The organism is Streptomyces sp. NPDC088733, from assembly GCF_044751185.1.
GTDB lineage: Bacteria > Actinomycetota > Actinomycetes > Streptomycetales > Streptomycetaceae > Actinacidiphila.
Window position 1 is genome coordinate 231,631 of the sequence record NZ_JBIVLH010000008.1, and the last position, 12,725, is coordinate 244,355.

Below are 12,725 nucleotides of genomic sequence, written 5' to 3' on the forward strand. Positions count from 1 at the left end.
GGACATTCCAGCCTGACACGACTGAACAAACGATCGCAAAAGGGACTTCATGCCTGATCGTGCCGCGAACGGCAGCGCTTCTCACGGTGAGTTGAGGCCGGTCGCGCAACGCGACCGGCCTCCCGCGTGCTGCCCGGGGCTCAGACGGAGGCCGGGAGGTGCAGCCCCTCGACCGTCCTGACCAGCGGGGCCAGGTCGGGGTTCTTCGCCGCCTCGTCCAGCGCGTCGCGCAGCGCGCCGTCGTTGGTCGGCCGGGCCTCGGCGAGCAGCGCCAGGCCGGGCTCGGTGACGTCGGTGTAGATCCCGCGGCGGTCGGTGACGCACAGGTAGCGGCTGAGCAGCCCCCGGTCCTCCAGGCGGGTCACCAGGCGGGTCGTCGCGCTCTGGCTGAGCACGACGGCCTCGGCCACCTGCTTCATCTGCAGGTGGCCGCCCGGTCCGTCGTGCTGGCGGCTGAGCACCTCCAGCAGGGAGTACTCGCGCACGCTCAGCTCGTGTCCCGCCTGCAGGGCACGCTCGATGTGCGCCTCGATCCTGCCGTGCAGGGCCGAGAGGGCGTACCAGCTCTGCGAGAGCGCGGTCAGGGCCGGATCCGTCGCGGTCATCGCGGCCTCCCAGTCATCTACATCTGCAATAGTCAACGTCTGCAACTATTGTGAACGTCGCCTTGCCGCGGCGCAAGCATCCTGGTCAGCCCCGGCCGCCGGCGGCGCCCGCGGTGTCCAGGGCGCGTGCCGCCCTCTCGGCCGCCGCCGTGACCTCCGCGGCGGCACGCGCGGCACGCCCGGAGATCTTCCACCCCGCGACACGCAGCGCGACGGCCGGCGAGGGCGGGAAGACGCCGAGCTGGCCGAGCATCGTCAGGTCGTCGCGCAGGGCCTCGTGGCGGACCACCTTGCCGTCGCGGATGTCGAGCAGGTGCACCTGCTCGAAGTCGACCTCCCGGCCGGTGGGCGGGACGGCCTGGTCGAGCGTCCCGTCCTTGAAGCGGACGAACGGGCCCGTGTGCCTGCCCTGCATGCGCAGCCGCACCCAGACCTGGTGGTCGTTGGCCGCGACCCCGAGGATCGGGAAGCGCAGGCCGTCGAAGGCGGACCGCAGCCACACGCCCGAGGCCAGGGTTCCTGCGGGACCGGGGATCGCGCAGGCCGCGGGGGCGACCGCGGCCTCGCGGTTGTGGTTGTCCGCGCCGACGACCTCGGCGGCCAGCGCGGCGTCGCCCGTCTCGAGTATCCGGAAGAGCCCGTGTGCCAGTTCCACGGCGTCCATCGCCATTGTCGTGTGCCTTTCGCCCGCGTCGGTCGGTTCGGTGGCGCGGGTGATCGCGGGCCCGCGCATATTGAGGTTACTGAGCGCCCAATGAATAGGTCAAAGCGGGTCTCATTTTGACTAGGATGATCCCCGTGACCCAGAAGCGCGCATACGTCTCACCGCTCCGCGAGCAGGCCGCGGCACGCACTCGCGAACTGATCCTCGACCGGGCCGCCGCGCTCTTCGCCGACCGCGGCTACGCGCGCGTGACCGTCGCGGACATCGCCGCGGCGGCCGGTGTGGCGGCGAAGACGGTGTTCGCCAGCGTGGGGAGCAAGGGCGACATCCTGGACCGGATCGTCGACACCGCCGTCGTCGAGTCCGGGTACGGGGACGCCGTCGCCCACGTGCTCGCGCTGCGCACTCCCGCCGAGGCGCTGCGCGCCGTCGCCCACGGCACGCGGGCCGGCAACGAGAGCCAGTTCCGGGTCCACGAGGCCATCCGCAAGGCGCTGCCGGTGCACGAGAACGGCGAGGCGCTGTGGGAGCGGGCCACCGCCGCGTACCGAGAAGCGCTGCGCACCGTCGCCGTCCATCTGCACGGGCTCGACGAGCCGCCGTGCCATTGCGCCGTCGAGGAGACGGCCGACCTTCTGTGGTTCTGGTTCGGGCCCACCGGCTGGCGCACCCTCGTCGTCGAGAACGGCTGGCCGTGGGAGCGGGCCGAGGACATGCTGCACCGCACGGCCGTCGCCACCCTCTACTGACCGCTCGCCGCGGCCGCCGGCGGCTGGGGCGGTTTGGTTGTGCGTGCAATTATCATGCGCTTGCATTTATAGGCGCGTGCAATTATTGTCTCTGCTTGTAAGGCGCTGTTGCACTGATGTGGCGGCCTGGACGCCCGCGCCGAATGCCCCAGGCCCCCCGACGCCATCAGAGGAGACACCCCGCGTGACCACCCTGTTCGAGCCGTACACCCTCAGGTCGCTGACCATCCCCAACCGCGTCTGGATGGCGGCCATGTGCCAGTACAGTGCCGCACCGGACGGCCCCGAGGCCGGCGTGCCGAACGACTGGCACTTCGCCCATCTGTCGGCCCGCGCGGCCGGCGGCACCGGCCTGATCATCACGGAGGCCACCGCTGTCGCCGCCGAGGGGCGGATCAGCCCCTACGACCTCGGCATCTGGAACGACACGCAGGTCGCGGCGTTCCGGCGCATCACGGACTTCCTGAAGTCCCAGGGCACCGTCCCCGGCATCCAGCTCGCCCACGCGGGCCGCAAGGCCTCGACCGAGCGCACCTGGGTCGACCGGGGCGCGCCGATCCCGCCCGGCGAGGGACACGGCTGGACGCCCGTGGGTCCGAGCCCCGTTCCCTTCGCCGAGAGCTCGACCACCCCGGCGGAGCTGACGACCGATGAGATCGCCGAAATCGTCGAGCAGTTCGCCGACGGGGCCCGCAGGGCGCTGGCCGCCGGCTTCCAGGTCGCCGAGATCCACGGAGCCCACGGCTATCTGATCCACCAGTTCCTCTCGCCCTACAGCAACCGCCGCACCGACGCCTACGGCGGCTCGTTCGAGGGCCGCACACGCTTCGCCCTGGAGGTCGTCGACGCGGTCCGGTCCGTGTGGCCCGAGGAACTGCCGGTCTTCTTCCGGACCTCCGCGACCGACTGGCTCGCCGAGAACGCGGACGACGACCGCGAGGGCTGGACCGGCGAGGACACCGTCCGCTTCGCCAAGGAACTGCACGCCCGCGGCGTGGACCTGCTGGACGTCTCCACGGGCGGCAACGTCCCGGACGCCAGGATCGAGGCCACCCCCGACTACCAGGTGCCCTACGCCGAGCAGGTGCGCACGGCGACCGGCATGCCGGTCGCGGCCGTCGGCCTGATCACCGACCCCGAGCAGGCGCAGGCCATCGTCGCCTCGGGCCGCGCGGACGCCGTGCTCCTCGGCCGGGAACTGCTGCGCGACCCGTACTGGGCCCGCCACGCCGCGCGAAAGCTCGGTGGCGAGGTCGCCACGCCCGTGCAGTACCACCGGGCGTAGGTCGCCGTGCGAGGGGCGGAGCGCGGGATGCGCTCCGCCCCCCACCCATGCCGTCGCCGGTACGGGCCTCGGCCCTGTCGGCCGTTGCGGTGGGGACTGCGTCCGGTTTGCTCCGGGGGGCGGTTCCGGTGGTCCGTGGGCGTTGCGCGGTTGCGCCGGAGGAGGTGCATGGTCTGTCGTGTGCCGTACCCAGTGGGTCGCGCTGCGTGCCGTCGCTGGTGCGGGCCTCGGCCTCCGCCGGCCGTTGCGGTGGGGACTGCGTCCGGTTTGCCCCGGGGGGTGGTTCCGGTGGTCCGTGGGCGTTGCGCGGTTGCGCCGGAGGAGGGGCACGGCCCGCCGTGTGCCGTATTTAGTGGGTCGCGCCGCGTGCCGTCGCCGGTGCGGGCCTCTGCCCCCGTCGGCCGTTGCGGTGGGGACTGCGTCCGGCTTGCTCCGGGGGTGGTTCCGGTGGTCCGTGGGTCTTGCGCGGTTGCGCCGGAAGAAGTTGACCGGCACGCAGCGTGGCCGCCGGCCCGTTGGGCGTTGCGTCTCGCTCGGAACGTCGTCGGCGCCAACTGCGCCTCGGGGCAGTCGGGCGCCGGTCCGGGCCGCCCACGGTGAACTCGTGGACCCCGTACGGCTCCGCTCGGAGAGGTTGGCCGGTCCGCAGCGCCGCAGGCCCGCGGGGCGCCGTGCCCTCGCTCGCGACGACGTCGGCGCCGGGCCACAACTGCCGCTCCGGGAAGCGATGCCGGCCCGCCGCGTGCTGTTGCCGGCACGGGCCTCGGCCCCCCGCCTGCCGCTCCGGCGGGGACTGCGGACGGCTCGCCCCGGGGGCGGTTTTGGTCGATCGTCCGCACGCATTCCTCGGCGCCCGCCCGCCGAGTGGGGCTGCGAGATCGCCGAGTCGGCGTGAAGCCGGTCCCGGCGGCGAGCCTGTGACCCCTGCCCGGCTCGGGCAGATGCCGGCACGAAGGCTGACCAGCAGGTAGCGCCGACGGCTGCCAACTGCTCCTCCGGGCCGCCCCTGTGGACCTTGCGCGGCTGCGTCGGAAAGGTCGGCCGGCGCGCGGCGTCGCGGTCCATGAGGCATCGCGGCCTTGCTCGCGTCGGCGTCGGCTCCCAACTGCCGTTCCGGCGGGAAGTCGGCGGGCGCCCGCCGCGTGGGGGTGACGGAGCGGCCCGCGGTGAGGCCGCGTCCGACGGGGAGCCCGTGGACCCCGACTCCGTCGGGAAGGGGTTGGCCCGCGCGCAGCGTCGCCGGCCCGTGAGGTGTCGCGGCCTTGCTCGCGTCGGCGCCGGCTCCCCACTGCCGTTCCGGCGGGAAGTCGGCTCATGGCGAGGACCCCGTACGGCTCCGCCGGGAAGGATTGGCCCGCACGCAGGGAAACGGTCCGGGCCGCCTCTCGGTGGCGCCGCGGTCGAGCCCGTGTACCTTGCGCGGCACCGCCGGGGGCCCCCAACTGCCCCGCCGGACCATCGCGTTGGGCCGATCGGCGGCTTCGCCGCCCACTCAGGGGTGCGCCCGTGCCCCCGTGCCGCGCCGGACGGCAAGCGCTTCGCCGCCGCCGGGGAGCGCGTCGCACTGCGCCCCCCACGGGCGGCCCCGATGCCGGCAAGGCCGTTCACCTGCTTCCGGCTGCCCGCCGGCAAGCACTGGTCGTTCATTTGTTAACACCATTGACATATGACCCGCCCCCTCATACGGTCCTGCGTCGAAGCGCTTCGACGCGTCGCATCGAATCCATTCGATGAGGCGTCTCTCCGTTCGTACAGCCCAGGTGGAGGTCACTTCAATGTTGAAGGTGCGCAGACCGGCAGCTCTCGCGGCAGCTGCCCTGGCGGGCGTCCTGCTCATCACGTCGTGCGGCAGTTCCGGCGGCAGTGAGGAAGGCGACGGCAAGACCCTCAAGCTCTGGCACTACGAGGCCCCGAACAGCGCGATGGGTGTCGCCTGGGACCAGGCGATAGCGGAGTTCAAGAAGTCGCACCCCGGAGTCAAGGTGGAGTTCGAGGCCAAGGGCTTCGAGCAGGTCCAGAAGACCGCCTCGATGGTGCTCAACTCCAGCAACGCCCCTGACCTCATGGAGTACAACAAGGGCAACGCCACCGCCGGCCTGCTGGCCAAGCAGGGCCTGCTCACCGACCTCACGCCGGAGGTCACCAAGCACGGCTGGGACAAGCTGCTCAGCCCCAGCGTGACCACCACCAGCCGCTACGACGCCAAGGGCGTCATGGGCTCCGGGAACTGGTACGGCGTCCCCAACTTCGGCGAGTACACGATGGTGTACTACAACAAGGACCTGTTCCAGAAGAACGGCGTCCAGGTCCCCACCACGTTCGAGGAGTTCGAGCAGGCACTGGCCGCCTTCAAGGCCAAGGGCATCACCCCGCTCGCCAACGGAGGCGCGGAGTACCCGGCCCACCAGTACCTGTACCAGCTGGCGCTGACCAAGGCCGACCGCAGCTGGGTCGACGCCTTCGAGCTCTACAAGGGCAAGGCCGACTTCCACGACGCCGCCTGGACGTACGCCGCCAACACCCTCTCGGACTGGGTGAAGAAGGGCTACATCGCCAAGACGAGCAGCGGCGCCAAGGCCGAGGACGCCGGTGTCTCCTTCATCAGCGGCAAGTCCCCGATCTTCTTCTCCGGCAGCTGGTGGTACGGCCGCTTCCGTGACGAGAACAAGTTCCAGTGGGGCTCGTTCCTCTTCCCCGGCTCCAAGCTCACCCTCGGCTCCGGCGGCAACCTCTGGGTCGTCCCGAAGAACGCCAAGAACAAGCAGCTGGCCTACGACTTCATCGACATCACGATGAAGAAGGGGATCCAGAACACCCTCGGCAACAACGGCGGTGTGCCCGTCGCGGCCGAGCCCACGGCGATCACCGACCCCAGCTCCAAGGAGCTGATCGAGAACTTCAACAAGGTCTCGTCCCAGGACGGTCTGGCCTTCTACCCGGACTGGCCGGTCCCCGGCTTCTACGACGTCCTGGTCACCGAGACCCAGAAGCTGATCACCGGCAGCGCGAGCCCGAACGACGTGCTCGACGACCTCCAGAAGGCCTATGACGCGGGTGCGCCCACGTCATGAGTGCCCGACCGCTTCGGCTGCGCAACCCCTACGCGCTCTACCTGATCCCCGGTGTCATCGCCTTCCTGGCGGTCATCGTCGTGCCGTTCGTGATGAACATCTGGTTCAGCTTCACGCACTGGCAGGGCGTCGGCTCCCCGCAGTGGGCGGGCCTGGCCAACTACCGGGAACTGATGAAGGACGAGCGCTTCTGGGAGTCCTTCCGGCACAGCCTCGCCATGGTCGTGGCGATGGCGGTGGTCCCGACCGCCATCGGCCTCGTCGTCGCCGCGGCCCTGTTCGACTTCATCGGCAAGCACTTCGGATCGAAGCTGGCCAGCGTGCTGCGCGCCTGCTTCTACCTGCCCCAGGTCCTGCCCATCACCGTCGCCGGCATCGTCTGGAGCTGGATCCTCGCTCCCGAGAACGGCTCCCTCAACGAGGTGCTGAAGGCGGTCGGCCTGGGCTCGCTCCAGCAGGACTGGCTGGGCGACCCGAAGTTCGCGCTGTGGAGCGTGATGGCCGTGATGGTGTGGGTGCAGCTGGGCTTCCCCGTCGTGATCTTCATGGCGGGGCTCCAGCGGGCCGATCCGGCGCTGTACGAGGCGGCCGAGCTGGACGGGACGAACTGGTGGCAGCGTTTCTGGCACGTGACGCTGCCCCAGATCCGCCCCGAGATCTATGTGGTGATGCTCTGGTGCACCATCGCCGCGCTCAAGGTCTTCGGCGCCGTGTACGTCCTCACCAAGGGCGGACCGGCCGACGCGACCATCGTCCCGTCGTACTTCTCGTTCGCCACGTTCTTCGAGAAGACCGACGTCGGCTACGGCTCGACGATCGCGACGGTGCTCACCCTGCTCATCCTGGCGCTGACCATGGTCGGCCTGCGCTTCCAGACCCGCGCGGAGGACGCCCAGTGACCGCGGCAAAGCGCTACCCCGTACTGGTGGCGATCATCCTCGGCGCGATCTTCATGGTGCTGCCGCTCCTGATCGTGCTCAACAACGCGCTGAAGTCGCCCGCCGACTACTCCGCGCACGGCCCGCTCGCCTTGCCCCACGGCCTGCACTTCGACGCCATCTCCGACTTCTGGACGCGGGTCGACTTCGGGCAGATGCTGCTGAACTCGGTGCTGATCTCCGGCCTGGTGGCGGTGTTCGGCGTGATCCTCTCGGTGCTCAACGCGTACGCGATCGGCATCGGCCGGATCAAGGGACGCGCGTGGATCCTCGGCTTCTTCGTGCTGGCCAACGTGCTGCCGCAGGAGGCCCTGGTCTACCCGCTGTACTACCTGTCCAAGCAGGTCGGGCTGTACGACACCCGGGTCAGCCTGATCATCGTGTTCAGCGTCATCCAGGCGGCGTTCGGCACCTATCTGCTCTCCTCGGTGCTCGGGGCCTTCCCCAAGGAGGTCATCGAGGCCGCCCGGATCGACGGCGCGAACAGCTGGCAGGTCCTGTGGCGGATGGTGGTCCCGATGAGCCGGCCCACCCTCGGCGTCCTGATGGTGTTCTTCTTCATCTGGACCTGGAACGAGTTCCTGCTGCCCCTCGTCATGCTGCCGTCGAACGACAACCAGACCGTCTCGGTCGCGCTCGGCGTCCTCCAGGGCCAGCGGCTGATGGACGCGACGATGACCAACGCGGCCGGCCTGCTCGGCGCACTGCCCGCCATCGTCTTCTTCCTGGTCTTCCAGCGGACCCTGACCCGCGGCATCGCCGTGGGCGCGGTGAAGTGACCCGGCCGCCGGCCGGTTCCGCCACCACCGCCCGCCCGCGGGGCGGCTGACCGCCCCGCGGGCCCCCCGCCGCTCTGCCTCCCGCCCCGCCTCCCCGGGCCGGAGGCAGAGCCCCCCATGCTTCCCACACGTACCGAGAACGCCGGTGGGCATCCACCGGGAAAGGCATCGCCATGAAGTTCACCGACGGGTACTGGCTGCTGCGCGAAGGCGTCACGGCGGCGTATCCGGCAGAGGTCCTCGATGCCGTCCCCGGAAACGGCACGCTGCGGATCTACGCACCCACCCAGCACATCCGGCACCGCGGCGACACCCTCAAGGGCCCGGTCGTCACCGTCGACTGCACCGCGCCGATGCCCGGCGTCATCGGCGTGCGCATCACCCACTTCGAGGGCGGTGTCGACGCCGGCCCGCACTTCGCCCTGCACGAGCAGCCGCACGAGCCCGTCGTGACCGTCGACGACAAGGAGGCCGTCCTCACCTCCGGCGAGCTGAGCGTGCGCTTCGCCCGCGACGGCGAGTGGCGGATGGAGTTCCGCGACGCCGACGCCCGCACGATCACCAGCAGCGACGTCAAGGCGATGGCGCTGATGAGCACCGCCGACGGCGGCCACCACGTCCGCGAGCAGCTGCGCCTGGGCGTCGGCACCTCCGTGTACGGCCTCGGCGAGCGCTTCGGGCCGCTGGTCAAGAACGGCCAGACCGTGGACATCTGGAACGCAGACGGCGGCACCAGCAGCGAGCAGAGCTACAAGAACGTCCCCTTCTACCTGACCGACGCCGGGTACGGCGTCTTCGTCGACGACCCCGGCAAGGTCTCCTTCGAGGTCGCCTCGGAGCAGGTCTCGCGCGTCCAGTTCAGCGCCGAGCGCCAGCAGTTGCAGTACTACGTCATCCACGGCCCCTCGCCGAAGGAGATCCTGCGCAAGTACACCGCGCTCACCGGCCGGCCGGCCCTGCCGCCCGCCTGGTCCTTCGGTCTCTGGCTGACCACCTCGTTCACCACCTCCTACGACGAGCAGACCGTCACCGGATTCGTCGAGGGCATGGCCGAGCGCGACCTGCCGCTGTCGGCCTTCCACTTCGACTGCTTCTGGATGCGCGAGTACAACTGGTGCGACTTCGAGTGGGACCCGCGGGTCTTCCCCGACCCCGAGGGGATGCTCCGCCGGCTCAAGGAGCGCGACCTGCACATCTGTGTGTGGATCAACCCCTACATCGCGCAGCGCTCCCCGCTGTTCGCGGAGGGCAGGGCCGCCGGCTACCTGCTCAGGCGCCCCGACGGCAGTGTCTGGCAGTGGGACCTGTGGCAGCCCGGCATGGCCCTGGTCGACTTCACCAACCCCGACGCCCGCGCCTGGTACGCCTCCAAGCTCGAAGGGCTCCTGGAGATGGGCGTGGACTGCTTCAAGACCGACTTCGGCGAGCGCGTGCCCACCGACGTCGCGTACTTCGACGGTTCCGACCCCGAGCGCATGCACAACTACTACCCCCAGCTGTACAACCAGACCGTCTTCGACGTGCTGCGCAAGCACCGCGGCGAGGGCGAGGCCGTGGTCTTCGCCCGCTCGGCGACGGCCGGCGGCCAGCAGTTCCCGGTGCACTGGGGCGGCGACTGCGAGTCCACGTACGAGTCGATGGCCGAGTCGCTGCGCGGCGGCCTGTCGCTCGGCCTGTCCGGCTTCGGCTACTGGAGCCACGACATCGGCGGCTTCGAAGGCCTGCCCGACGCCGGGCTGTTCAAGCGCTGGACCGCGTTCGGCATGCTCTCCTCGCACAGCCGGCTGCACGGCTCCTCGTCCTACCGCGTGCCGTGGTTGTTCGACGAGGAGGCGGTCGACGTCCTGCGGCACTTCACCAAGCTCAAGCTGAGCCTGATGCCCTACCTCTACGGCGCCGCCCACCAGGCGCACACCGAGGGCGTCCCGGTGATGCGGGCCATGGTGCTGGAGTTCCCCGACGACCCGGGCTGCGCGCCGCTGGACCGCCAGTACATGCTCGGCGGCGACCTGCTGGTGGCGCCGGTGTTCTCGGAGGACGGCGAGGTGTCGTACTACGTGCCCGAGGGCACCTGGACGCACTTCACCACCGGCGAGCGGGTCACCGGACCGAGGTGGGTGCGCGAGACGCACGACTACCTGAGCATGCCGCTGCTGGCCCGGCCCGGCTCCGCCATCGCCGTCGGCGCGGTCGACGACCGCCCCGACTACGTGTGGGCGGACGACGTGACCGTCCGGGTCTTCGAGCCCGCCGACGGCTCCCGAACCACCGTCCGGGTCCCCGGCCAGGACGGCCCGGCCGCCGCCGAGATCACCATCGTGCGCGACGGCGCCACCCTGCGGGCGGAGACCTCCGACGCCCGCCACCCGTGGGGCGTCGAGGTCGCGGGCGGGCCGGCCGCCCGCGCGGCCGCGGGCACGACGGTGCTCACGCTGGAGCTGCCGGGATCCTGAACCGCGGTTCGCGGCGGTGAGCGGCGGGAGGCGGGGGAGGCAGGGCAAGGGGACGAGGGAGTCGCATGGTCAAGATCACCGATGTCGCACGGCACGCGAACGTGTCCCCGAGCACGGTCAGCTACGCGCTGAGCGGCAAACGGCCGATCTCGCCCGAGACCCGCGAGCGCATCGAGAACAGCATCCGTGAACTGGGCTACCGGCCGCACGCCGGTGCCCGGTCGCTGGCCAGCAGCAGGTCACGGGTGCTGGGTCTCGTCCTGCCCCTGCGCAAGGGCATCCACGTGCCCGTGGTGATGCAGTTCGCGACCTCCGTGCTCACCGCCGCCCGCGAGCACGACCACGATGTCCTCCTCCTCACCCAGAGCGAGGGTGAGGAGGGGATCATCCGGGTCGCCGAGAGCGCCATGGCCGACGCGTTCATCATCATGGACGTCGAACTGGAGGACCGCAGGCTCCCGCTGCTGCGGACCATGGACCGCCCGTCGGTGCTCATCGGCTTCCCGTCCGACCCGGCCGGACTCACCTGCGTCGACCTGGACTTCACCGGGGCCGGCGAGGCCTGCGTGGAGCACCTGGCCTCGCTGGGCCACCGCACGGTGGCGCTGGTCGGCTCGCCCCCCGAGGTCTACGTCCGCGGCACCGGCTTCGCCCGCCGGGTCACCGCCGGCTTCACGGCCGCAGCCGACCGGCTGGGCCTGCGCTCCAGCGTGCACCCGTGCCCGGAGACACCGGCGGCCGCACGGGCGATGGCCGAACAACTGCTGCGGGAGCAGCCGTTGTTGACGGGCGTCGTGGTCCACAACGAACCGATCACCCAGCCGCTCATCGACGCCTTCACCGCCATGGGACTGCGGGTGCCCGAGGACATCTCCGTCACCGCGATCTGCCCCGACGAGATCGCCGAGCAGACCCCGCTGCCCATCACGTCCGTCGCCCTCCCGACAGCGGAGATCGGCACGCGCGCCGTGAACCTGCTCATCGCCAAGCTCGCGGGCGAGGAGGCCCCGGAGACCACGGTCCTCCCGGCCCGCCTCACGCCCCGGGCCACCACGGCGCCGCCCCCGGCCGGGTAGTCCGGCCGCAGGCCGGAATCCTGGTGTGCCAGGATCTGCCGTTGTGACGGACAACGACCCTCTGGCCGGCCTGGACGACGTGCCCTGGGCCCAGTTGCGGCACTCCTACGGCACGGCCGAGGACGTCCCCGGACACCTCCGGGCGATGCGGGGGGACGGGGTGTGGGAGGGCCAGTACCCGCCGATCGAGCAGCTCGCCCACCACATCGTGCACCAGGGCAAGCGCGATTCTCCCTGGCCGCTCGGAGTCGAGGACGGCATGCGCCGGTGGAAGATCCCGACCAGGCGCGCCGCCCTGCGCGACTACCTCCGTGACGCCTCGTAGGCCTCGCGGATGGCTGCGGGGACACGCCCACGCTCATTGACGAGGTAGCCGTTGGCGTGGGCCCAGAGGCGTACCGGCACGTCCTGTGGACGGGGTTCGAGCGCGCGGGCCCGGGCAAGCCCGCCAGGGCCTCTCCACTCTCCCGAGGAGACCCCTTCCAGGCGGTCCGCCGCCTCGTGGAAGAAGGCGGACAACGAGGCGTACTCGTCCTCATGGGGAAATTCGGCTTCGCTCCACGTGCCGATGGTTCCGTCGACCGTGTCGAGGAACGTCCCGTAGTGACCGTCCGTCTCCGCGGCGATGGGCACCCACTCACGGCGCCACAACTGGTCGTCGGGATCCTCGGACGGACAGGCGTCCGCCATGCCCATCCGGCTCTGGTAGACCCACTCGATGTCCTTCAGGCCGAGCAGGAGACGGCCGTCGGGGAAGACCGCGTCGCACGTGTCGAAGTCGTTCGCCAGAAGCCACTGCCGCATGTCCCTTGGCAGCTCCAGACCCATGCGCCGTTCGGCACGGCTGATGGCCGCCTCGCTCCCGGGACCGCCGAGGGCGGCAAAACCCGCGGGATCGTGCCGCCGCATCCACGCCGTCACCCGGCCCCACGCCTCGCGTACGTCTGCCGTCCCCTGCGTCGGGGGTGACGTCCGTTGATCGTCCATGGTGTGACCGTACGCGGGCCCACTGACAGACCAGGGCTTCGGCAGCCCGAACACGGTCCGTCGGGCCGTCCTCCCGATGGCGCAGTCCCGCGTGCTGTGCCCATGATGGTGCGATAGG

The 12,725-nt window shown here is 70.8% G+C and carries 11 protein-coding genes; 8 read left to right on the forward strand and 3 right to left on the reverse strand.

All coding sequences use genetic code 11. The features are described from left to right. Positions 1 to 140 precede the first annotated feature (140 nt). A complete protein-coding gene (locus tag ACIP64_RS17435) occupies positions 141 to 605 on the reverse strand; it encodes a MarR family winged helix-turn-helix transcriptional regulator (RefSeq protein ID WP_401587050.1) in 465 nt (154 codons plus the stop codon). An 85-nt stretch (positions 606 to 690) separates the two neighbouring features. Further along, on the reverse strand, positions 691 to 1,338 hold the full coding sequence (locus ACIP64_RS17440; protein ID WP_401587053.1) for an ester cyclase: 648 nt from the start codon (positions 1,336 to 1,338) through the stop codon (positions 691 to 693). A gap of 65 nt (positions 1,339 to 1,403) precedes the next feature. Here ACIP64_RS17440 and ACIP64_RS17445 point away from each other — a divergent pair, with 65 nt between their 5' ends. The 8 genes from ACIP64_RS17445 (at position 1,404) to ACIP64_RS17480 (ending at position 11,945) form a co-directional block, all read left to right on the forward strand. After that, on the forward strand, positions 1,404 to 2,018 hold the full coding sequence (locus ACIP64_RS17445; RefSeq protein WP_401587055.1) for a TetR/AcrR family transcriptional regulator: 615 nt from the start codon (positions 1,404 to 1,406) through the stop codon (positions 2,016 to 2,018). 184 nt (positions 2,019 to 2,202) lie between these two features. Then, on the forward strand, positions 2,203 to 3,303 hold the full coding sequence (locus ACIP64_RS17450; protein WP_401587058.1) for an NADH:flavin oxidoreductase/NADH oxidase: 1,101 nt from the start codon (positions 2,203 to 2,205) through the stop codon (positions 3,301 to 3,303). A gap of 1,775 nt (positions 3,304 to 5,078) precedes the next feature. Next, a complete protein-coding gene (locus tag ACIP64_RS17455) occupies positions 5,079 to 6,374 on the forward strand; it encodes an extracellular solute-binding protein (protein ID WP_401587061.1) in 1,296 nt (431 codons plus the stop codon). Next, positions 6,371 to 7,273, forward strand: coding sequence for a carbohydrate ABC transporter permease (locus tag ACIP64_RS17460; protein ID WP_401587063.1), 903 nt, complete (start codon positions 6,371 to 6,373; stop codon positions 7,271 to 7,273). The genes ACIP64_RS17455 and ACIP64_RS17460 overlap by 4 nt, the downstream gene beginning before the upstream one ends. A gap of 53 nt (positions 7,274 to 7,326) precedes the next feature. Continuing rightward, positions 7,327 to 8,091: a carbohydrate ABC transporter permease gene (locus ACIP64_RS17465; protein ID WP_360904035.1), complete on the forward strand. Its 765-nt coding sequence runs from the start codon at positions 7,327 to 7,329 to the stop codon at positions 8,089 to 8,091. A gap of 173 nt (positions 8,092 to 8,264) precedes the next feature. Then, on the forward strand, positions 8,265 to 10,544 hold the full coding sequence (yicI, locus tag ACIP64_RS17470; RefSeq protein WP_401587066.1) for an alpha-xylosidase: 2,280 nt from the start codon (positions 8,265 to 8,267) through the stop codon (positions 10,542 to 10,544). Between the two features lie 65 nt (positions 10,545 to 10,609). Then, complete coding sequence (locus tag ACIP64_RS17475; protein WP_401587069.1) at positions 10,610 to 11,620, forward strand: LacI family DNA-binding transcriptional regulator; 1,011 nt, start codon at positions 10,610 to 10,612, stop codon at positions 11,618 to 11,620. Positions 11,621 to 11,663: 43 nt separating this feature from the next. After that, a complete protein-coding gene (locus tag ACIP64_RS17480; protein ID WP_401587071.1) occupies positions 11,664 to 11,945 on the forward strand; it encodes a hypothetical protein in 282 nt (93 codons plus the stop codon). On the opposite strand, the gene ACIP64_RS17485 is transcribed toward ACIP64_RS17480, so the two are convergent. After that, positions 11,924 to 12,607 carry a histone-like nucleoid-structuring protein Lsr2 gene (locus ACIP64_RS17485; protein WP_401587073.1) on the reverse strand — a complete coding sequence of 228 codons (684 nt, stop codon included), beginning with the start codon at positions 12,605 to 12,607 and terminating at the stop codon, positions 11,924 to 11,926. The two genes, ACIP64_RS17480 and ACIP64_RS17485, sit on opposite strands and share 22 nt — an antisense overlap. Positions 12,608 to 12,725: the final 118 nt, after the last annotated feature.